Annotated in this window: 20 protein-coding genes; 16 read left to right on the forward strand and 4 right to left on the reverse strand. The window is 67.7% G+C overall.

Features of this window, described 5'->3' with window-relative positions:
- The first annotated feature begins 32 nt into the window (after nt 1-32).
- On the forward strand, nt 33-959 hold the full coding sequence (locus E6O51_RS11330; RefSeq protein WP_136385104.1) for an alpha/beta fold hydrolase: 927 nt from the start codon (nt 33-35) through the stop codon (nt 957-959).
- On the forward strand, nt 956-1,780 hold the full coding sequence (locus E6O51_RS11335; RefSeq protein WP_136385105.1) for an alpha/beta fold hydrolase: 825 nt from the start codon (nt 956-958) through the stop codon (nt 1,778-1,780). Before E6O51_RS11330 ends, E6O51_RS11335 begins: the two co-directional genes overlap by 4 nt.
- Here the strand turns inward: E6O51_RS11335 and msrB are convergent, their stop codons facing one another.
- From msrB to ppsR, 3 genes are read right to left on the reverse strand one after another with little or no spacing between them, the layout of a single operon-like run.
- Entirely contained in the window at nt 1,781-2,194 is a 414-nt protein-coding gene (gene msrB, locus E6O51_RS11340; RefSeq protein ID WP_136385106.1) for a peptide-methionine (R)-S-oxide reductase MsrB, read from the reverse strand.
- 40 nt (nt 2,195-2,234) lie between these two features.
- Nucleotides 2,235-3,404 carry a DUF2863 family protein gene (locus E6O51_RS11345; protein ID WP_136385107.1) on the reverse strand — a complete coding sequence of 390 codons (1,170 nt, stop codon included), beginning with the start codon at nt 3,402-3,404 and terminating at the stop codon, nt 2,235-2,237.
- Nucleotides 3,405-3,429: 25 nt separating this feature from the next.
- Entirely contained in the window at nt 3,430-4,263 is an 834-nt protein-coding gene (ppsR, locus tag E6O51_RS11350) for a posphoenolpyruvate synthetase regulatory kinase/phosphorylase PpsR (protein ID WP_136385108.1), read from the reverse strand.
- Nucleotides 4,264-4,385: 122 nt separating this feature from the next.
- Here ppsR and ppsA point away from each other — a divergent pair, with 122 nt between their 5' ends.
- From ppsA to E6O51_RS11400, 10 genes are all read left to right on the forward strand, one after another.
- The gene (gene ppsA / locus E6O51_RS11355; RefSeq protein ID WP_136385109.1) at nt 4,386-6,752 is read left to right on the forward strand and encodes a phosphoenolpyruvate synthase; all 2,367 of its coding nucleotides are present in this window, start codon (nt 4,386-4,388) and stop codon (nt 6,750-6,752) included.
- A gap of 348 nt (nt 6,753-7,100) precedes the next feature.
- Nucleotides 7,101-7,988: a M23 family metallopeptidase gene (locus E6O51_RS11360; protein WP_230976767.1), complete on the forward strand. Its 888-nt coding sequence runs from the start codon at nt 7,101-7,103 to the stop codon at nt 7,986-7,988.
- A 15-nt stretch (nt 7,989-8,003) separates the two neighbouring features.
- A complete protein-coding gene (locus tag E6O51_RS11365; protein ID WP_136385111.1) occupies nt 8,004-8,366 on the forward strand; it encodes a hypothetical protein in 363 nt (120 codons plus the stop codon).
- A gap of 29 nt (nt 8,367-8,395) precedes the next feature.
- Nucleotides 8,396-8,839, forward strand: a complete 444-nt coding sequence (locus E6O51_RS11370) for a bactofilin family protein (protein WP_136385112.1) — start codon at nt 8,396-8,398, stop codon at nt 8,837-8,839.
- 114 nt (nt 8,840-8,953) lie between these two features.
- Entirely contained in the window at nt 8,954-12,895 is a 3,942-nt protein-coding gene (gene purL, locus E6O51_RS11375) for a phosphoribosylformylglycinamidine synthase (protein ID WP_136385113.1), read from the forward strand.
- Nucleotides 12,892-13,617: a hypothetical protein gene (locus tag E6O51_RS11380; RefSeq protein ID WP_136385114.1), complete on the forward strand. Its 726-nt coding sequence runs from the start codon at nt 12,892-12,894 to the stop codon at nt 13,615-13,617. Before purL ends, E6O51_RS11380 begins: the two co-directional genes overlap by 4 nt.
- 13 nt (nt 13,618-13,630) lie before the next feature.
- Nucleotides 13,631-14,869, forward strand: a complete 1,239-nt coding sequence (locus tag E6O51_RS11385; protein WP_136385115.1) for an Eco57I restriction-modification methylase domain-containing protein — start codon at nt 13,631-13,633, stop codon at nt 14,867-14,869.
- 14 nt (nt 14,870-14,883) lie between these two features.
- Nucleotides 14,884-15,285, forward strand: coding sequence for a DUF2946 domain-containing protein (locus E6O51_RS11390; protein ID WP_136385116.1), 402 nt, complete (start codon nt 14,884-14,886; stop codon nt 15,283-15,285).
- A gap of 67 nt (nt 15,286-15,352) precedes the next feature.
- Nucleotides 15,353-15,958: an SCO family protein gene (locus E6O51_RS11395; RefSeq protein WP_136385117.1), complete on the forward strand. Its 606-nt coding sequence runs from the start codon at nt 15,353-15,355 to the stop codon at nt 15,956-15,958.
- 10 nt (nt 15,959-15,968) lie between these two features.
- On the forward strand, nt 15,969-16,436 hold the full coding sequence (locus tag E6O51_RS11400; protein WP_136385118.1) for a copper chaperone PCu(A)C: 468 nt from the start codon (nt 15,969-15,971) through the stop codon (nt 16,434-16,436).
- A gap of 83 nt (nt 16,437-16,519) precedes the next feature.
- On the opposite strand, the gene E6O51_RS11405 is transcribed toward E6O51_RS11400, so the two are convergent.
- Nucleotides 16,520-18,157 (reverse strand): electron transfer flavoprotein-ubiquinone oxidoreductase, encoded by a 1,638-nt coding sequence (locus E6O51_RS11405; protein WP_136385119.1) that lies wholly within the window; start codon nt 18,155-18,157, stop codon nt 16,520-16,522.
- Nucleotides 18,158-18,314: 157 nt separating this feature from the next.
- On the opposite strand from E6O51_RS11405, the gene E6O51_RS11410 reads away from it, so the two are divergent.
- The 4 genes from E6O51_RS11410 (at nt 18,315) to rimP (ending at nt 21,846) form a co-directional block, all read left to right on the forward strand.
- A complete protein-coding gene (locus E6O51_RS11410; protein ID WP_136385120.1) occupies nt 18,315-18,725 on the forward strand; it encodes an acyl-CoA thioesterase in 411 nt (136 codons plus the stop codon).
- A gap of 27 nt (nt 18,726-18,752) precedes the next feature.
- Nucleotides 18,753-20,714 (forward strand): acetoacetate--CoA ligase, encoded by a 1,962-nt coding sequence (locus E6O51_RS11415; protein WP_136385121.1) that lies wholly within the window; start codon nt 18,753-18,755, stop codon nt 20,712-20,714.
- 13 nt (nt 20,715-20,727) lie between these two features.
- The gene (locus E6O51_RS11420) at nt 20,728-21,270 is read left to right on the forward strand and encodes a hydrolase (protein ID WP_136385122.1); all 543 of its coding nucleotides are present in this window, start codon (nt 20,728-20,730) and stop codon (nt 21,268-21,270) included.
- A 147-nt stretch (nt 21,271-21,417) separates the two neighbouring features.
- The gene (gene rimP / locus E6O51_RS11425; RefSeq protein WP_136385123.1) at nt 21,418-21,846 is read left to right on the forward strand and encodes a ribosome maturation factor RimP; all 429 of its coding nucleotides are present in this window, start codon (nt 21,418-21,420) and stop codon (nt 21,844-21,846) included.
- Nucleotides 21,847-21,868: the final 22 nt, after the last annotated feature.

Genomic DNA, 21,868 nt, shown 5'->3' on the forward strand with positions numbered 1-21,868 from the left:
AGACTCCGGGGGTCGTCATCCACGCCAAGAACATGAAAGTGCTGGACGCCCTCCGCGAATTCTTCCGGCCCGAGCGCCGGCCCGCCCGTCCCTGGCATGGCCTGCGCGAGCGCTCGGTGCAATGCATCGGCCCCCACGGCCTGCACCGCATGGCCTACACGGAGTGGGGCGACCCCCACAATCCGCGCGTGCTGGTCTGCGCCCACGGGCTCACGCGCAACGGGCGCGACTTCGATTTCCTCGCCCAGGCCCTGGCCGACGACTACCGCGTGGTGTGCCCGGACGTGCCCGGGCGCGGGCGCAGCGACTGGCTGGGGGTCAAGGCCGATTACGGCTTTCCCCTCTACGTGGCGGACATGATCACGCTGCTCGCCCGCCTCGACGTGGAGACCGTGCACTGGGTGGGCACCTCCATGGGCGGCATCATCGGCATGCTGCTCGCCAGCCAGCCGCACACGCCCATCACCCGGCTGGTGCTCAACGACGTGGGGCCGGTGATCACCGCAGCCTCCCTGCAGCGCATCGGCCAGTACGTCGGCACCGCGCCGGTCTTCGCCGGCATGGCAGAGGCCGAGGCCTACGTTCGTGCGGTCAGCGCGCCCTTCGGTGCGCTTACCGACGCCCAGTGGCACCACCTGACGGCGCATTCGGTGCGGCCGGTGGAGGGCGGCTTCTCGATGATCTACGATCCGGGCATCGGCGACGCCTTCCGCACCACCCCGCTGGTGGCGGACGTGGACCTGTGGCAGGTGTACGACGGCATCCGCTGCCCCACGCTGGCCATCCGCGGCGCTGAATCGGATCTGCTCGAACGCAGCGCCCACCAGGCCATGGGTGAGCGCGGCCCGCGCGCGCGCCTGGTGGAGATCGAGGGCGTGGGCCACGCGCCGACGCTGATGGACGAGGCGCAGATCGGCGTGGTGCGAGACTTTCTGCTGGAAGGGAGGGGGACACGATGACCCGTCCGGAATTGCCGCCCGCGGCCGGTCTGCCGCTGCCCCACCCGACGCGTTTCGTCGATGCCGGCGGCCATCGCCTGGAAACCTGCTGGATTCCGGGGCTGCGTCCCGGCGCGCCGGCGCTGGTGTTCCTCCACCAGGGGCTGGGCTGCGCCGACATGTGGCGCGATTTCCCCGCCCAGGTGGTGGCGGCCACCGGCTGTCCGGCGCTGGTGTATTCGCGCTACGGCTACGGGCGCTCGGAGCCGCGCAGCACGCCGCGCGGGGTCGATTACCTGCACGTGGAGGCGCTGGAAGTCCTGCCGGCGCTGCTCGATGCGCTGGACATCCACGATCCCGTGCTGGTGGGCCATTCCGACGGCGGCTCGATCGCGCTGCTGCACGCCGCCGAGGCGCGCCGCCGGGTGCGCGGGCTGGTGGTCATGGCGCCCCACGAGTTCGTCGAGGAACTCACCCTGGCGGGCATCCGCGACGCGCGCCAGGCCTGGTTCGACGACCCCAAGCTGCGCGAGCGCCTGGCCCGCTACCATCCGGACGCCAAGGACGTGTTCTTCACCTGGAACGACACCTGGCTGCTGCCGGAATTCCGCGCCTGGAACATCGAGGCCTGCCTGGACCGCATCGCCTGCCCGGTGCTGGCGATCCAGGGCGAGGACGACGAGTACGGCACCCTGCGCCAGATCCAGGTGATCGCCGAGCACGTGGCCGACACCGAGTTGCTGGCGCTGGCCGACTGCCGCCATTCCCCGCACCGGGATCAGCCCGAGGCCGTGGTCGAGGCGATCGCGCGCTTCGTGGCGCGGCTCGCACCGGGCGGCTGATCAGCCGCTTTCCTTCCCGTCGTCCGGTTCGAGGCGGATCGACACCGAGTTGATGCAGTAGCGCAGCCCGGTGGGCTGCGGGCCATCGTCGAAGACGTGGCCCAGGTGTGCCCCGCACTGCTGGCACAGCACCTCGGTGCGGTGCATGAAGTGGCTGTCGTCCTCGGCCGACTCGATGTTGCCCGGTTCGGCCGCGGTCCAGAAGCTGGGCCAGCCGCAGCCGGCGTCGAACTTGTGCTCGGAGCGGAACAGCGGCGCGCCGCAGCAGGCACAGGCATAGGTGCCGTCGTCCCAGCGGTTCCAGTATTCGCCGCTGAAGGGCCGCTCGGTGCCCTTTTCGCGGGTGACGTGGTACTGCTCGGGCGTGAGGTGCTCGCGCCATTCGGCGTCCGGTTTTTCCACCTTGCGGGACATGGCGGATTTCCTCCTGGGTGGTGCCGTGCGCGCCGCGCCCTCAGTGCAGGTGGCGCGGCACGTGCTCGGCCTGTTCCTCCGGCATCTCCGCATGCACGACCTCGCCGTCGGGCGAGGGGTACATGGGCACGCCGCAGTCGTCGCAGTATTCGAGCGGGAAACGGTGCTCCAGGTTCACGATGTCGGTGACGCCGCATTCGCGCAGCACGGCCTCGATCTCGGCGACGCAGTCGGAATTCTCGTCCTCGGGCCCGAGCAGCGGCCACACCACGCCGTGCACCACACGGTCGCTGCCCTGCACGGTGAAGCCGATGCGGTATTCCTCCAGGTCGCGGTCGTAGAAGGGCGCGACCACCGCCCGCAGGCGCACCGCCGGGGTGTCCAGCGCGGTGCCGAGGAAGGCTACCGAGGCGCGCACGGCGTAGGGACGGCTGGCGCGGTCGGCCTGGCGGCTGGCGGCGAAGTAGGCCTCCGGCAGCACCACTTCCAGGGCGCAGCCGGGCAGCAGCGGGGCGAGGCAGGCGCCGCCCTGGGCGCGCCACTGGGTGAGCGACTGTTCGCGCGTGCCGTCCGGTTCCTGCCAGCGGAACAGCGCCTTTCCGCGCGGCACGGCGATGGCGCCGAGGAGATAACGGGTGTCGGACAGGAAGTGCGCGGTCTCCGGCATGCCCTCGGTGTCGATGGACAGGTCCTTGCCGGCCAGCGCGGCGCGGCCCAGGTCGGCGGCGAAGCGCGCGGTGGCGCAATAACCCTGCGGCAACTGGTCGGGGCTGAACAGGAAGTCCGCCAGCCCGAGCTTGACGCCCTCGGCCAGCACGTGCGCCTGCAGGTGCACGCGCAGGTTGGCGAGTACGGCCTGGGAAATGGGGGTCGCCGGAATCTGGTAGCGCGACCAGGCCAGCACGGGGGCCGCGACGAGCAGGATGTCGTGTTGCGGCGAGGTCGCAGCGGCCGTTTCGGCGCGGGATTCCACGTAGTCGGCGAGTTCGTCGTAGGCGCGCAGATCGATGCCGTAGAGGTGGTCGAGGGCGTCGTTGAGGGTGTCCTCGTCGCCTTCCTCGAGCAGCGTGTCGATGGCTTCGGCGAGCAGGTTTTCCCAGTAGCGGTCTTCGGCGCGGCAGCCGGACTGGGCGAGCCCGGTGGCCAGCCAGACCAGCCGTTCGGCCGTACGGGCAAGGCCGCCGCGGCGCTTGGTGCGCGTTCTTTTCATTGTCGATGTGTTCCGTGTGGGTGTTTCAGTAGGCCGGCCGGTTCAGCCGCACGGCCTGCAGGATGGTGGCCGAGATTTCCTCGATGGACTTGGTGGTGGAGTCCAGCCAGCGGATGTTTTCGCGCCGCATCAGCTTCTGCGCGGCCTCGATTTCGTAACGGCAGTTTTCCAGCGAGGCGTAGCGGCTGTTGGGCCGGCGCTCCTGGCGGATCTGCGAGAGGCGCTCGGGGGCGATGGTGAGGCCGAACAGCTTGGCGCGGTGCACGTGCAGTTCGCCCGGCAGCTTGTTGCGCTCGAAGTCCTCGGGGATCAGCGGGTAGTTGGCCGCCTTGACGCCGAACTGCATGGCCAGGTACAGGCTGGTGGGCGTCTTGCCCGAGCGCGACACGCCCACCAGGATCACGTCGGCCTCGGTGAGCTCGCCGTCGTGGGAAACGCCGTCGTCGTGGGCCATGGCGAAGTTGATCGCCTCGATGCGGTTCTTGTAGTCCATGCTGTCGGCGATGCCGTGGAAGCGCCCCACGGCGTGTGTAGAGCGTTGCCCCAGTTCGGCCTCCAGCGGGCCGATGAACTTCTCGAAGAGGTCGATGAACAGTGCGTCGGCCTGGCGCAGCCCGGCGACCGTCTCCGGGTTCACCAGGGTGCTGAACACGATGGGGCGCAGGCCGTCGCGCACCGCGGCGTCGCGGATCTGGTTGGCGCAGTCGATGGCCTTGTCCAGGTCGTCCACGAAGGGGATGCGCACCTGGCGGAAGCGCGCGTCGGGAAACTGCGCGAGCAGGCTGTGGCCAAGGGTTTCGGAGGTGATGCCGGTACCGTCGGAAATGAAGAAGACGGTGCGGACGGAGGTGTCGTTCATGGTCTCTGGGCGGCTTCCGTCGGCGGAAAACCGATATTGGGGCAAACCCACCTATGCGGCAGGGCAGCAAAATTCGCTAAAATTATACTTTGCTTTCTCCCCATCAATTTCGGAAGGCCACAATGACTCGTTACGTCATCCCCTTTGCTGAGCTGCGCATGACCGACGTCGAACAGGTAGGCGGCAAGAACGCCAGCCTGGGCGAAATGATCAGCCAGCTCCCGTCCAGCGTGCGCGTGCCTGGCGGCTTCGCCACCACCGCCGCCGCCTACCGCGAGTTCCTCGCGCATGGCGGGCTGGCCGGGCGCATCAACGCCGCGCTCGACGCGCTGGACGTGGATGACGTGGATGCGCTGGCCCGGACCGGTGCGCAGATCCGCCAGTGGATCGTGGACACCCCGTTCCCGGCCGCGCTCGAAGCCGACATCAAGGCCGCCTACGGCAAGATCACCGCCGAGGGCGAAGGCAGCTTCGCCGTGCGTTCGTCCGCCACCGCCGAGGACCTGCCGGACGCCTCCTTCGCCGGCCAGCAGGAAACCTTCCTCAACATCCACGGCTACGACAACATCCTGCACGCGATGAAGGAAGTGTTCGCGTCCCTCTACAACGACCGCGCCATCTCCTACCGCGTGCACAAGAACTTCGCCCACGCCGACGTGGCGCTGTCGGCCGGCGTGCAGCGCATGGTGCGCTCGGACACCGGCGCCTCGGGCGTGATGTTCACCATCGACACCGAGTCCGGCTTCAAGGACGTGGTCTTCATCACCGCCTCCTACGGCCTGGGCGAGACCGTGGTGCAGGGCGCGGTGAATCCGGACGAGTTCTATGTGCACAAGCCCACCCTGGCGCAGGGTCGCCCGGCGGTTGTGCGCCGCAACCTGGGCTCCAAGCTGATCAAGATGGTGTTCGCCGACAAGGCCGTGGCCGGCAAGTCGGTGCGCACCGTGGACGTGCCGGAAGCCGACCGCAACCGCTTCGCGCTCACGGACGAGGACGTGCTGGAACTGGCCCGCTACGCGGTGATCATCGAGCAGCACTACGGTCGCCCGATGGACATCGAGTGGGGCAAGGACGGCGTGGACGGCAAGCTCTACATCCTGCAGGCCCGCCCCGAGACCGTGAAGAGCCAGAGCAACGGCCTGGTGATGGAGAAATACCGCCTCAAGCAGTACGGCAAGGCGCTGGCCCACGGCCGCGCCATCGGCCAGAAGATCGGCGCCGGCACCGTGCGCGTGGTCGCCGATGCCACCGAAATGAACCGCGTGCAGGCCGGCGACATCCTGGTCACCGACATGACCGACCCCAACTGGGAGCCGGTGATGAAGCGCGCCAGCGCCATCGTCACCAACCGGGGCGGCCGGACCTGCCACGCCGCCATCATCGCTCGCGAACTGGGCATCCCGGCCATCGTCGGCTGCGGCAACGCCACCGAGGTGCTGGACGAGGGCGATTCGGTCACCGTGTCCTGCGCCGAGGGCGACACCGGCTACGTGTATCGCGGCAAGCTGGACTTCGAGGTGGTCACCACCGACATGGGCAACCTGCCCGACATCCCGGTGAAGATCATGATGAACGTGGGCAATCCGGAGCTCGCCTTCGAGTTCGCGCAGATTCCCAACGGCGGCGTCGGCCTGGCGCGGCTGGAGTTCGTCATCAACAACATGATCGGCATCCACCCCAAGGCCATCCTGGAACTGTCCCAGGTGCCGGCCAGCCTGCGCGACGAGATCACCCGCCGTTCGCGCGGCTACACGACGCCCAAGCGGTTCTTCATCGAGAAGCTGGTCGAAGGCGTGGCCACCATCGCCGCGGCCTTCTATCCCAAGCCCGTGATCGTGCGCATGTCGGACTTCAAGTCCAACGAGTACCGCAAGCTGCTCGGCGGCGAGATCTACGAGCCGGAGGAAGAGAACCCCATGCTGGGCTTCCGCGGCGCCTCGCGCTACATTGCCCACAGCTTCCGCGACTGCTTCGAGCTGGAAGTGGCGGCGATGAAGAAGGTCCGCAACGAGCTGGGCCTGACCAACGTGCAGATCATGATCCCCTTCGTGCGCAATCTGGAAGAGGCGGCGGGCGTTGTGGACCTGCTCGCCGAGCACGGCCTCAAGCGCGGCGAGAACGACCTCAAGCTGATCATGATGTGCGAGATCCCGTCCAACACGCTGCTGGCCGATCAGTTCCTGCAGTATTTCGACGGTTTCTCCATCGGCTCCAACGACCTCACCCAGCTCACGCTGGGCCTGGACCGTGATTCCGGCCTGGTGGCGCACGCCTTCGACGAGCGCGACCCGGCGGTCAAGCAGTTGCTGTCGCTGGCCATCCGCAGCGCCAACAAGCTCGGCAAATACGTCGGCATCTGCGGCCAGGGCCCGTCCGACCACGCGGACTTCGCCGAATGGCTGATGGACGAGGGCATCCAGACCATCTCCCTGAATCCGGATACGGTGGTGGATACCTGGCTCCAACTGGCGGCGCACAGCAAGACCTGATTCAATCCGGGTAGCAGGTCCGGGAAAGCGGCGGCTTCGGTCGCCGCTTTTTTTGTTGACGGTGATCATTATTCCAAGTGTGAAAAATGTTACACTTCGCGGAAAATTTATGTGTTGGAGCAAATGAAATGCGTTGGAATCCAAGCCCGCGCCGGCCGCAAAGGCCCGTCTGCAGGCGGTTCGCGGCGCTTTCCATGAGATAGGCATACACGTGGGCGCGACACCGGATGACAAGACAATGGCACCGGACGGCCGCTCGCGATCGAGGAGGGTTCAGGAGTGGCATTCGTCATTCTTTCGACCGGCGGTTTGACCCAGTCCCGACTGCTCACGGTCAGGACGCGAACCGTGCTGTTGGCATCCTTCGCGGTGCTCTTTGCAGCGCTGTTCGGCGGCGGCATGCTCGGTTACCGCATGGCACAGGAAAGTGCCGCACCGGCGGTGAACGAAGAGGCGAGCGCGCCGCTCACCCTCGGCCAGCCGGAAGGACGGGCGCTGATCGAGCGGGTCGGTGAACTCACCGGCCGTCTGATCCGTCTAGAGAGCGAAGCGGTCGCGCTGGCCAAGCGCGTCGGCGTGCTGAAGGAATTCGAGGAACAGGTCGGCGCCCAGGCCAAGCCGCAGCGCACGGCCGATACCGCCGAGTCGCCCAGTGGCGGCCCGCTGCTGCCCCCCGTCGGTGAAACCCTGTCCGCCCTCGCCGTGCGCACGTCGGCGCACGACGACGACTTCGGTACCGGACTGGCGGAACTGGAGCGCCACATGGATCGCATCGACGAGGCCTTCGCCTTCGTCGAGCAGGTGACTACCGAACGCAACCTGCAGAACATGGCCTTCCCGAGCCGCTCGCCGGTGCTGGAACCGCGGATCGGTTCCGGGTTCGGCAACCGCCTCGACCCCTTCACCCGCAAGCTCGCACGGCATACCGGCATCGATTTTCCCGCCCCCAAGGGCACGCCCATCGTGGCCAGTGCGGGCGGGCGCGTGCGGCGCGCCGGCTACAACCGCGACTACGGCTACATGATCGAGATCGATCACGGCAACGGACTGGTCACCCGCTATGCCCACTCCTCCAAATTGCTCGTCCGCGCCGGCGAACTGGTGATGCCGCAGCAACGTATCGCGCTGATAGGCTCCACCGGGCGCTCCACTGGTCCGCACTTGCATTTCGAGGTCATCCGCAACGGCGCCTACGTGGATCCGCGCCACTACCTCGCGTTGACTGCTAGCAACTGACGGCGCCAAATGCCCTTGCTGAAATCTTCACCGACCCACCGCCTGACCGGCACCAGTTTCGAACTGACCTCCGACCGGCGCTGGCGCAACGGCCTGATTGCCATCCTGGTGGTGCTGGTCCTCGTCGTCCTCGGCGCCGTCGGCGTGCGCTACTTCGAATCCCAGCTTGCCTCCTTCGCCCAGTTGGCCAGAATCGAGGGCGAGAACGACCGGCTGCGCGGCGAACTCGACAGCACGCGCATGGAACTGGAAATGGAGCGCGCCACGCGCGCCGAACTCAAGCGCCAGGTGGCTGAACTCAACGAGCGGGTAAGCCAGCTCAACCACCAATTGGGATTCTTCAATTCGCAGGCCAACGGCTCGAAAAAGCCCAACTAGGCCCGCAACAACGCATGGGGTATCGCACGATGTTCAGCAAGAAGCACAGCAAGTCGATCGAATCCACCAAGCTCTCCAGCCTGATTGCCGACAACGTGCACATCGTCGGCGACGTGATGTTCTCCGGCGGCCTGCGGGTCGACGGCAAGATCGAAGGCAACGTGATCAACAAGGGCGACGCCCACGGCCTGCTGGTGCTGAGCGAAAAGGGCAGCATCAAGGGGCAGGTGCGGGTCTACGACGCGGTGGTCAATGGCAGCATCTCGGGCGACCTGGAGGTGGAACACTTCCTCGAACTGCAAGCCAAGGCGCACGTGTCCGGCAACATCAGCTACCGCCAGTTGCAGATGGAGTGCGGCGCCACCATCGAGGGCAAGATCGAACGCGTCGGCGAAGGGCTGGCCGGCGCCGAGAGCGGCGTCACCAAGGTCGTCGATATCGGTGCCTCCCACCAGGTGGCCGGCGTGCGCTGACTGCCGCGTTGCGACGGGAAAGGGGGGCGGGTCGGGTATAATCCCGCCTTTCCGCCGGCGGTGGCTGCAGTGCGCGGCCGGCCTGCGCGTTTTGCCCCTTTCCCCGTCGCCTAAATGACCGAAATCCTCAAGCTGCGCGGCGCTGCGGCGCTTTCCGATTCCCGTCTCGAACGTCTCCAGCGCCCCCTCGGCGAAGCCCTGCCCAAGTGCAGGGGCGTGAGTGCCGAGCACTGGTATTTCGTCGAACTGTCCGCGCCGCTGGATACCGCCGGGCGCGAGCGCCTGGTGGACCTGCTGGGTGCCCACCCGGCCGCCGCCGAGGCGCCGCAAGGCCAGTTGCTGCTGGTGGTGCCGCGCCTGGGCACCATCTCCCCCTGGTCCTCCAAGGCCACCGACATCGCCCGCCAGTGCGGCTTCGATCAGATCGTCCGCATCGAGCGCGGCACCGCCTACACGCTGGCGCACAAGGAACTGGACGAGCGCCAGCGCGCCGCCGTGCTGCCCCTGCTGCACGACCGCATGACCGAAGCGGTGCTGCCCACGGCGGAGGCCGCCGAGGCGCTGTTCCACCACTACGAGCCGCAGCCGCTGACCACCGTGGACGTCATCGGCGGCGGTCGCGCGGCGCTGGAAACCGCCAACGGCGAACTGGGCCTGGCCCTGTCCGAGGATGAGATCGACTACCTGGTGGACAACTTCGGCCGCATCGGGCGCAACCCCACGGACGTGGAACTGATGATGTTCGCCCAGGCCAACTCCGAGCACTGCCGCCACAAGATCTTCAACGCCGACTGGGTGATCGACGGTCGGACCAGGGAGAAAAGCCTGTTCGGCATGATCAAGGACACCCACAAGGCCCACCCGCAGGGCACCGTGGTGGCCTACTCGGACAACGCCTCGGTGATAGCGGGCGCCACCGTTGACCGCTTCTACCCGGACGCGGACGGTCAGTGGCGCTACCGCAGCGAGGCCACCCACATCCTCGCCAAGGTCGAGACCCACAACCACCCCACCGCGATCTCCCCCTTCCCGGGCGCGGCCACGGGCGCGGGCGGCGAAATCCGCGACGAAGGCGCTACCGGGCGCGGTTCCAAGCCCAAGGCGGGCCTGGCCGGCTTCTCCGTGTCCAATCTGGAGATCCCGGACTTCGCCCAACCCTGGGAGCAGCCCTACGGCAAGCCGGAGCGCATCGCCTCGGCGCTGGACATCATGATCGAGGGGCCGATCGGCGCGGCCGCGTTCAACAACGAGTTCGGCCGCCCCAATCTGGCCGGTTACTTCCGCAGCTTCCAGCAGGCGGTGCAGGGCGAGGTGCGCGGCTACCACAAGCCCATCATGATCGCCGGCGGCGTGGGCAACATCCAGGCGCAACAGGCCGAGAAACCCACCTTCCCGCCGGGCACGCTGCTGATCCAGTTGGGCGGCCCCGGCATGCTGATCGGCCTGGGGGGCGGTGCGGCGTCGAGCATGGCCACCGGCACCAACACCGCGGACCTGGACTTCGCCTCGGTGCAGCGCGGCAACCCGGAGATCCAGCGCCGCTGCCAGGAGGTCATCGACGCCTGCTGGCAGCAGGGCGAGGACAACCCCATCATCGCCATCCATGACGTGGGCGCGGGCGGGCTCTCCAACGCCATGCCGGAACTGGCCGACCACGCTGGCCTGGGCGCGCATTTCGAACTGCGCGAGGTGCACATCGAGGAGCCGGGCATGAGCCCGCGCGAGATCTGGTCCAACGAGTCCCAGGAGCGCTACGTGCTCGCCGTGGCGCCGGAGCGCCTGGAGCAGTTCCGCGCCTTCTGCGAACGCGAGCGCTGTCCCTTTGCGGTGCTGGGCACGGCCACCGCCGACGGCCACCTGACCGTCACCGACCGCCACTTCGGCAACAAGCCGGTGGACATGGACATGCAGGTGCTGCTCGGCAAGCCGCCGAAGATGACGCGCAACGTGTCGCGCCGCGCCGTGCATCTGCCGCCCTTCGACCTCACCGACATCGACGTGGGTGAAGCCTGCCGTCGCGTGCTGCGCATGCCGGCGGTGGCGAGCAAGAATTTCCTCATCACCATCGGCGACCGCTCCGTGGGCGGCCTCACCGCGCGCGACCAGATGGTCGGCCCCTGGCAGGTGCCGGTGGCGGACGTGGCGGTCACTGCCATGAGCTTCCACGGCTTCGCCGGCGAAGCCTTCGCCCTGGGCGAGCGCACGCCGCTCGCCTGCGTGGATGCGCCGGCCTCCGGCCGCATGGCCATCGCCGAGGCCGTCACCAACATCGCCGCGGCGGACATCGCCGACCTGGGCGAGGTCAAGCTCTCCGCCAACTGGATGGCCGCCGCCGGCCACCGCGGCGAGGACGCCAGTCTCTACGAGACGGTCAAGGCAGTGTCCGACTTCTGCGTCGCGGCCGGGCTTTCCATCCCGGTGGGCAAGGATTCGCTCTCCATGCGCACGGCCTGGCAGGACTCCGGGGAGGACAAACAGGTGGTGGCGCCGCTGTCCCTGATCGCCACCGCCTTCGCGCCGGTGGGGGACATCCGCCGCACCCTCACGCCGCAACTCCAGTTCCCGGAAGGCGCAGAAACCGAACTGCTGCTGATCGACCTGGGGCAGGGCCGCAACCGCCTCGGCGGCTCGGTGCTGGCCCAGGCGTGGAATTCGGTGGGCGAGCACGCCCCGGACGTGGACCCGGGCGAACTGCGCACTTTCTTCCACACAGTGCAGCAGCTCAGGCGCGACGGCCTGCTGCTCGCCTACCACGACCGCTCCGACGGGGGGCTCTTCGCCACCGCGGCGGAGATGGCCTTCGCCGCGCGCAGCGGGGTGTCGCTGATCCTCGACACGGTGAGCTACGACCCCCACATGAACGACGTGGACGGCCTGGAGAAGAAGCCGGACACCCTGCTGGGCCGTTTCTCCGACAGCGCGCTGGCCGCGCTCTTCGCCGAGGAGGCGGGGGCCGTCGTGCAGATCCGCCGCGACGAACGTGCCCGCGTCACGGAGACGCTGCGCGCAGCGGGCCTCACCTACCACTTCGTCGGCGAACCCAACGGGCGCGACGAGATCCGCGTGTGGCGCAACGGCAAGCTGCTGTTCAGCGCACCGCGCGCGGAACTGCTGCAGACCTGGGCGGAGACCGGCTACCGCATCGCCCGCCTGCGGGACGACGCCACCTGCGCCCGGGAGGAATTCGACGCCCTGGCCGACGCCGGGAATCCGGGCCTGTCGGTGCACACCGGCTTCGACGTCACCGAGGACGTGGCCGCGCCCTTCATCACCACCGGGGTCAGGCCGAAGATCGCCATCCTGCGCGAGCAGGGGGTGAACTCCCAGGCCGAGATGGCCGCCGCCTTCGAGCGCGCCGGCTTTGCACCCTTCGACGTGCACATGTCCGACCTGCAGTCCGGCCGCGTGCAACTGGCCGGCTTCCACGGGCTGGCGGCCTGCGGCGGCTTTTCCTACGGCGACGTGCTGGGCGCGGGGCAGGGCTGGGCCAAGTCCATCCTGTTCAACGAAGCGCTGCGCGAACAGTTCGCCGCCTTCTTCGCCCGCACGGACACCTTCGCCCTGGGCGTGTGCAACGGCTGCCAGATGATGGCGCACCTGGCGCCCATCATCCCCGGCGCGGAAGCATGGCCCACCTTCCACCGCAACCGCAGCGAGCAGTTCGAGGCCCGCTTCGTGATGGCGGAGGTGCTGGAATCGCCTTCCATCCTGTTTACTGGCATGGCCGGCAGCCGCATGCCCATCGTGGTCAGCCACGGCGAGGGCAGGGCGGTGTTCGGCAACGAATCCGATCGCGCCAAGGCGCTGGCCGCCTTGCGCTACGTGGACAACCACGGCAAGCCCGCTGCCGCCTACCCGTTCAACCCCAACGGCTCGCCCGACGGCCTGACCGCCTTCACCACCGCCGACGGCCGCTTCACCATCATGATGCCGCACCCGGAACGCACCGCCCGCGCAGTACAGATGTCCTGGGCGCCGCAATGGCTGGTGGAGACCAGCCCGGACGCCTCGCCCTGGCAGCGCATGTTCCGCAACGCAAGGGTCTGGCTGGGGTGACGGGGATCGTGCGCGAGGCCGGCGAGCTCTCGTCACCGGCGGCGATCCTCGGCGAACTGGAGCGCTACCTGGCGGCGGCGCTGCGCGCGGGCGATCTGCGCCTGTCCAATGCCCAGGGCGACGGGCGCAGCAATTCGAGCGAGGACGAGCGCCGGATTTCCTCCGCCCTGCGCTTCTTCGTGCACGCCAACCAGGCCTTCAAGCAGCGCGGCCTGTCCATCGAGATCGCGCCACCACGCTGCTGGTACGACTTTCTCGTTAAGAGCGAGGACGGCGCGGTGTGGCTGCCGGTCAACGTCAAGGTCACGGCCATGCGCGGGCAGGACAACATCTCCTCCAAGGAGGGCCTGTTCTACGCCGTGACCGGCGTGCGCCCGGAGCTGGTCGGGCTCAACAACTGGGAGCGCTACTGCGAAGCGGTGGCGGAACACCTGGACCCGGACACCGCGGCCGATTACTACTTCCTGGTCGTGTCCAAGAATCAGGTGGGGCAGGTGTTCTGGACCAGCCTCAAACAGATCGACCGCGTCGTCCCCAACGGCAACAACCCGCCTTTCCAGTGCGCCTGGCGCGACAACCAGCAGCGCGTGGAACGGCCGCCACGTGAGGCCGTGGCCCGTCTGCTGGACGTGCTCGGCGAAACCTTCCGCCTGCGCGCCGAAGCCTGGCGCTATTACGGCGAGACCCTCGCGCCCCGGCTGCGCGGGCTGGACGCAGACTGAGGGGAGCGCGCGCATGAGCAGGCTGCTCGACGTCGCCACCCTGGGCCAGGTGTTCACGCCCGCCGACATCGTCTCCACCATGCTCGCCCTGCGCGCCAACCGCGGCCGCGTGCTGGAGCCCTCGGCCGGCGACGGCGCCTTTTCGCGCCATCTGCCCGGCTGCGTCGCCATCGAGATGGACGCCCGCGTCGCGCCATCCGACGCGCGGGTGATGGATTTCTTCGCCTACCCGCTCGCCGAGCGCTTCGACACGGTGATCGGCAATCCGCCCTACGTGCGCCATCAGGACATCGCCCCCGAGACCCGCGCGCGGCTCGATTCCACGCTTTTCGACGCGCGCTCCAACCTCTTCCTGTTCTTCATCGAGAAGAGCGTGCGCCACCTGGACGAGGGTGGCGAACTGATCTTCATCACCCCGCGCGAGTTCATCAAGCTCACCGCCGCGGCCAAGCTCAACGACTGGCTCTACGAGCAGGGCACCATCACCCACTGGATCGAGACCGGCGACACCCGCATCTTCTCCGGCGCGGTGCCCAACTGCGCGATCTTCCGCTTCGTGCGCGGCGACTTCTCGCGCCGCACCCTGTACCGCCGCATCAACGACGCCGCCTGGGACGAGCGCGAGATGGTGCATATCCGCGGCCAGCTCGCCTTCACCCACGCCCACCTCACAGTGCCGCTGGCCGCGCTGTTCGAGGTCAAGGTGGGCGCGGTTTCCGGTGCCGACGACATCTTCGAACACCCGGACGGCAATCTCGAATTCGTCTGCTCCAGGACCGCCGCCACCGGCGAGAAGCGGCGCATGATCTACGATCTGCGGCATCCCCATCTGGAACAGCACAAGGCGCGGCTGCTGGCGCGGCGGGTGCGCCACTTCGACGAGGGCAACTGGTGGAAATGGGGGCGGGCGTACCATGACGCGCCCGGCCCGCGCATCTACGTCAACGGCAAGACGCGGCGCGTGCGGCCCTTCTTCACGAATAAGTGCGAGGCCTACGACGGCTCCATCCTGGCGCTGTTCCCCAAGGTCGCGGGCATGGACGTCGCGCGCGCCGTCGACCTGCTCAACGACGCGGTGCCGTGGGAAGAACTCGGCTTCGTCGTCGATGGGCGCTACCTCTTCACCCAGCGCACGCTGGCGACCCTCCAACTGCCGGAAATCTTCGCCGAACTGCTGCCCCGGGAGCCCTCCCGTCCTGAACGGGATCAGGCCGGAGCAGCCGGGGAGGCGGCTATAATGGGTTCATCCTGAACTCCCGGCCTGCCATGTCCCCCATCCGCCGCCCGCGTCCCATCGCCTGGATCGCCGCCTTCGCGGTGATGCTGGCCGCGCTGGCGCCCACGCTGACCCATGCCCTGTCCTGGGTCAGTGGCGCGCAGGTGAAATGGACGGAGGTGTGCACCGTGGCCGGCGTGAAGCTGGTGGCGGTGTCGGACGACGGCGGCGATCCCGCGGGTTCTTCCGACGGCGGCCTGAACGGGCTGCAGGTGGATCATTGTCCCTATTGCCATCCCCATGCAGGCAGCTTCGCGTTGCCGCCGGCCGATGTGCCGGCGCTGCGGGTGCCCGCAGGCGGCGAGCCCTTGCCGCCGCTCTTCCTCAACGCTTCCCGGCCGCTCTTCGCCTGGGCGAGCATCCAGCCCCGCGCACCGCCCCACGCCGCCTGATCCCCGTCCGACGGTCTGCGCCGCTGCGGCGCCGGCCGGATTTCGTCACCGATCAGGAGCGTTGCCGATGTTCGCAACAAACCGTGCCTCATGCTGGCGGCAACTTTTCGCCGCCGCCTGCGCCGCACTGCTGCTGGGCGCCTGCACCAACGAGCCCATGTTTACCGCCACCGACATCACCGGCGCCACCTTCGGGCAAGATTTCCGCCTGTTCGACCCGGACGGCCGTACCCGCAGCCTGGCGGATTTCCGCGGCAAGGCGGTGCTGGTGTTCTTCGGCTTCACCCAGTGTCCGGACGTGTGTCCGACCGCGCTGATCCGCGCCGCCGAGGTCAAGCGCCTGCTCGGCGCGGATGCCGGCCGCCTGCAGGTGGTCTTCGTCACCCTCGACCCCGAGCGCGACACGCCCGCGGTGCTGCGGGAATACACCGCGGCTTTCGGCGCGGACGTCCTCGGCCTGTACACGACGGTGGAAAACACCGCCCGGGTGGCCGAGGAGTTCCGCATCTTCTACCGCAAGGTCCCCACTGGCGATTCCTACACCATGGACCACACTGCCACCAGCTACGTGTACGACCCCGCAGGCCGGCTGCGCCTGGCCGTCCTCCATGCCCAGGGCGCAGAAGCCCTGGCCGCCGACCTTAAAACCCTGCTGCAGTCCTTTTCCCGCTGAGGAGATTCCCATGAAACGTCTTGCCTTTGCTTCCCTGTTCGTCTTTACCGCTTCGACTGCTTTCGCCCAGGTCCACGTGGCCGAGCCGTGGGTGCGCGCCACCGTTCCGCAGCAGCGTTCGACCGGCGCCTTCCTGAAGATCACCTCCCAGGAGGATGCGCGCCTGGTGGCGGCGCAGTCGCCCGTGGCCAAGGTGGTCGAGGTCCATGAAATGAAGATGGAAGGCGACGTGATGAAGATGCGCGCCGTGCCCGCCCTCGACCTGCCCGCGGGCAAAACGGTCGAACTCAAGCCGGGCGGCTATCACGTGATGCTGATCGACCTGCACGCCCAGGTGAAGGAAGGTGAGGTGGTGCCGCTCACGCTGGTGGTCGAAGGCAAGGACGGCAAGCGCGAGCAGATCGAGGTGCAGGCCCCGGTGCATCCCCTCGCCGCGCCGGCCAACGGCAACCAGCATGGCCACGGTCACGGCCACTGATCCGCGGCAGTGCTGAAGGAAACGCCCCGGTCGCCGCAAGGCGCCGGGGCGTTTTTCCGGGTGCCCTGCGGGGGGCAGGGTGCCTACATGCCCTGATAGATCGGTCCTTCGCCGCCCTGGGGCACGACCCAGTTGATGTTCTGGGTGGGGTCCTTGATGTCGCAGGTCTTGCAGTGCACGCAGTTCTGGGCGTTGATCTGCAGGCGCGGCTGGTCGCCTTCCTCGACGATCTCGTACACCCCGGCCGGGCAGTAACGCTGCTCGGGGGCGTCGTAGCGGGCGAGGTTCACCGCGATCGGCACCGCCGCGTCCTTCAATTGCAGGTGACAGGGCTGGTCTTCCTCGTGGTTGGTGTTGGAGAGGAAGACCGAGGACAAGCGGTCGAAGCTCAGCACGCCGTCCGGCTTCGGGTACGCGATCTTCGGGCATTCGGCGGCGGACCTGAGGGCGGTGTGGTCGGCCGTGTTGTGCAGCGTCCACGGCACCTTGCCGCCGAAGAGCTTCTGGTCGATGCCGAACAGCAGCGAACCCAGCCACAGGCCCTTCTTCATGTAGGGCTTGAAGTTGCGCGTCTTGTGCAGCTCCTGGTGCAGCCAGCTCGCGCGGAAGGCTTCGGGGAAGGCGGTGAGTTCGTCGCGGCCGCGTTCGGCAACGAACGCATCGAAGGCCGCTTCCGCCGCCAGCGTGCCGCTCTTGATCGCCGCATGGGTGCCCTTGATGCGCGCGGCGTTGAGGAAGCCGGCATCGTCGCCGATCAGCGCGCCACCCGGGAACGCCAGTTTCGGCTGGCTCTGCAGTCCGCCCGCGGCAATCGCCCGGGCGCCGTAGGCCAGGCGCTTGCCGCCTTCCAGGAACTTGCGGATTTCCGGATGCGTCTTGTAGCGCTGCATCTCCTCGAAGGGTGACAGATGCGGGTTGGCGTAGTTGAGGCCGACCACGAAGCCGACGGCCACCAGATTGTCTTCCAGGTGGTAGACGAAGCCGCCGCCGTAGGTGGCGCTGTCCATGGGCCAGCCGGCGGTGTGCACCACCAGGCCTGGCGCGTGGCGCTCGGCCGGCACTTCCCACAGTTCCTTGATGCCGATGCCGTAGGTCTGCGGGTCGGCGCCGTCGCGCAGATTGAATTTCGCTTCCAATTGCTTGCCCAGGTGGCCGCGGCAGCCTTCGGCGAACAGCGTGTACTTGGCATGCAGCTCCATGCCGGGCTGGTAGTTGGGGCCCTGGCTGCCGTCGCGCAGCAGACCCATGTCGCCGGTGGCCACGCCCTTGACCGCGCTGTTCTCGTCGAACAGCACCTCGGCGCCGGCGAAGCCCGGATAGACCTCCACGCCCAGGGCCTCGGCCTGTTCGCCCAGCCACTTGGCCACGTGGCCCAGGCGCACGATGTAGTTGCCCTCATTGTGGAAGCTGTCCGGCAGCAGGGCGTTGGGAATCTGCCGCCCGCCGGTTTCCGACAGGAAGATCACCCGGTCTTCCGTCACTGCGGTCTTGATCGGGGCCCCCTGTTGGCGCCAGTCGGGGATCAGTTCGTCGAGGGCGCGGGGGTCGATGACCGCGCCGGAGAGGATGTGGGCGCCGATCTCGGCACCCTTTTCGATCAGGCACACGGAGACGTCGCTGCCCTTTTCCTGCGCCAACTGCTTGAGCCGGATCGCCGCCGCCAGGCCCGCCGGGCCGCCGCCCACGATCAGGACGTCAAACTCCATGGATTCGCGTTCCATCCTCTTCTCCTCGGTGTTGCGCGTGTTTGTTGGTCTCGCCCGCCGTGCCGCACGCGGCAGTGTAATACGCCCCATCCGCACCGGAGCGGGTGGGTTGAACATACGGTGGCGTATGTTACATTACCCCGATACCAAGAACCAATAGAGGAGACACGACATGCATGCCGAGCGCAAGCATCTGCTCACCACCCGCATCCCGGTGCGCTGGGGTGACATGGATGCCTACAATCACGTCAACAACACGGTGTACTTCCGCTATTTCGAGCAGGCCCGCGTCGAATGGCTGGAAGCGATGGCCTTCCCGGTGCGCCCCGACCAGGAAAGCGCGCCGGTGATCATCAACGCCAGTTGTACCTTCCTGATGCCGGTGAATTACCCGGCCACGGTCGAGGTACGGCTCTACGCCGGCGAGCCGGGGCGCAGCAGCGTGATGACCTGGTACGAGCTGTACGTGGAAGGCGACGACCGCCTGTACGCGGAAGGGGCGGCCAAGGTGGTGTGGATGGATACCCGCAGCGGCAAGTCCGTGGCGCTGCCGGACGAGCTGCGCGCCGTGTTTGCAGACTGATTACATATAAAAAGCGAGGAGACCCGCATGAGCAACAACGACCAACCGCTCTGGCAGCCATCCGCGGAGCGCATCGCCGCCGCCGGCATCACCGACTTCGCCCGCCGCGCCGAAGCGCGCTGGGGCGTGACGCTGCCCGACTACGAGGCCCTGCATGCCTGGTCGGTGAACCGGCCCGAGGAGTTCTGGACCAGCGTGTGGGAATACGGCGACGTGGTGGGCGAGCGCGGCGCGACGGTGCTGGTGGACGGCGACCGCATGCCGGGCGCGCGGTGGTTCCCCGAGGCGCGCCTGAATTTCGCGCAGAACCTGCTGCGCAGCCGGGACGAGGGCGACGCGCTGGTGTTCTGGGGCGAGGACAGGGTCAAGAACCGTCTCTCCCACGGCGAGCTGTACCGCGCGGTGGCGCACTTTGCCGCCGCGCTGCGGGAGCAGGGCGTGGGCAAGAGCGACCGCGTGGCGGCCTACATGCCCAACATGCCGGAGACCATCGTAGCCATGCTGGCCGCGGCCAGCATCGGCGCGATCTTCACCTCGGCCTCGCCGGACTTCGGCGTGCAGGGCGTGCTCGACCGCTTCGGCCAGACCGGGCCCAAGGTGCTGGTGGCCTGCGACGGTTACTACTACAACGGCAAGGTGGTCGATTGCCTGGACAAGCTGGCGGAGATCGCCGCGCGCCTGCCTTCCCTCGAGCGCGTCGTCGTCGTGCCCTACGTGCATGCGGAGCACGACCTGTCGCACATCGCCCACGGGCGCATGCTGGCGGATTTCGTCACGCCCCATCACGCCGTGACGGAAATTCCCTTCGAGCCGCTACCCTTCGATCATCCCCTCTACATCATGTATTCCTCGGGCACCACCGGTGTGCCCAAGTGCATCGTCCATGGTGCCGGCGGCGCGCTGCTGCAGCACCTGAAGGAACACAGGCTGCACGCCGACGTGAAACCGGGCGACCGGCTGTTCTACTTCACCACCTGCGGCTGGATGATGTGGAACTGGCTGGCGTCCGGGCTGGCCGCGGGTGCGACCCTGCTGCTCTACGACGGCTCGCCCTTCGTCGGCCAGGGCAGCATCCTGTTCGACTATGCGGACGCCGAGGGCATGACCCACTTCGGCACTTCGGCCAAGTTCATCGACGCCATCGCCAAGACCGGGCTGGAACCCGCGAAGAGCCACAAACTCGCCACGGTGCGCAGCATCATGAGCACCGGCAGCCCGCTGGTGCCGGAAGGCTTCGACTACGTCTATCGCGCGATCAAGGCCGACGTGTGCCTGTCGTCCATCTCCGGCGGCACCGACATCATCTCCTGCTTCGTGCTCGGCAACCCGGCGCTGCCCGTGTGGCGCGGCGAGATCCAGTGCAAGGGCCTGGGCATGGCGGTGGACGTGTGGGACGACGACGGCCGGCCGGTGCGCGGCGAGAAGGGCGAACTGGTGTGCACCCGGCCCTTCCCGGTGATGCCCATCGGTTTCTGGAACGACGCGGACGGCGCGAAATACCGCGCCGCCTACTTCGAGCGCTTCCCCAACGTCTGGTGCCACGGCGACTTCTGCGAGATCACCGCCCACGGCGGGCTGATCATCTACGGGCGCTCGGACGCCACCCTGAACCCGGGCGGGGTGCGCATCGGCACCGCCGAAATCTACCGCCAGGTGGAGAAGCTGGAGGAGGTAGTGGAAGCCCTGGTGATCGGCCAGGACTGGGAAGGGGACGTGCGCGTGGTGCTGTTCGTCAAGCTGCGCGAGGGGCTCGCCCTGGACGACGATCTGGTCGCCCGCATCAAGAAGACCATCCGCGACAACACCACGCCGCGCCACGTGCCGGCCAGAACCCTGCAGGTATTCGACATTCCGCGCACCAAGAGCGGCAAGATCGTCGAACTGGCGGTGCGCAACGTCGTCCATGGCCAGCCGGTGAAGAACATCGAGGCCCTGGCCAACCCGGAGGCGCTGGAGCACTTCCGCGGCCGCGCCGAACTGCAGAGCTGAGGAGAGTCCCCGCATGCTGATGAACGCCGACAAATCCACGCTGCTGATCATCGACGTGCAGTCCCGCCTGGCGCCGGCCATCCACGACGGCCCGGCGGTGGTGGACAACTGCGCCTGGCTGGCCGGCGTGGCGGCGCGCATCGGCGTGCCGGTGGTGGTCACCGAACACTTTCCCCACAAGCTCGGCGCCACCCTGGACGCCCTCAAGGCGGCCACCGAGGGTGCCCGCTACGTGACCAAGCAGTATTTCTCCGCCCAGGCCGACGGCTGCCTCGCCGGCACCGAGGCGGACCGCCGCCGCCAAGTGGTGGTGTGCGGCACCGAGACCCATGTGTGCGTGCAGCAAACCGCACTGGACCTGCGCTGGGCGGGCAAGGAGGTGTTCGTGGTGGCGGACGCCTGCGGTTCGCGGGATCCGGCCAACCGCGATCTCGCCTTCGCGCGCATGCGCCAGCACGGCATCGAGATCGTTGCGCGGGAAATGGTCGCCTTCGAATGGCTGCAACGGGGCGGCACCGAGCTCTTTGGGGCGGTCAACCGCGAGTTCATTCGCTAGCGCCCACCGCCGAAATTGCCTGCACCGCACCAAACGGTTATAATCCAAAGGCTTTTTTAGACCCGCCCGTCAAGGCGGGTCCGGCTGTTTCCGGTTGAGTTCAACAGGGATGGGCGTTTCGCCCATTTTTTATTTGTGGGCGGTCAAATGAATCTGGAAGCTCTGGTCGAGCAGATCGTCAATGGTCTCGGTTTCGAGCTGGTGGACTTCGAGCTGTCGCCGAAGGGGCGGCTGCTGCGGGTCTTCATCGACATCGGGCGTGGCGTCACCGTGGACGATTGCGCCACGGTCAGCAACCAGCTCACCCGCGCGTTCGAGGTCGACAACATCGACTACGACCGCCTGGAGGTGTCCTCCCCCGGCCTGGACCGCCCGCTCAAGAAACTCGCCGACTACGAACGTTTTGCCGGCCAGGAGGCCCAGGTCCGTCTCCTGCTGCCGGTCGGCAACCAGAGAAATTTCGTCGGCGTGCTCGGCGGCGTCAAGGAGGGCGCAGTGCTGCTGCGCACCGAGAAGGGCGAATTCGCCTTTCCCTTCGACGAGATCGAGAAAGCACGCCTTGTTCCCAAGTTTTGAGCATTCGGATGTGGAGGTTTTG

Source organism: Pseudothauera rhizosphaerae, from assembly GCF_004801305.1.
Lineage (GTDB): Bacteria > Pseudomonadota > Gammaproteobacteria > Burkholderiales > Rhodocyclaceae > Pseudothauera > Pseudothauera rhizosphaerae.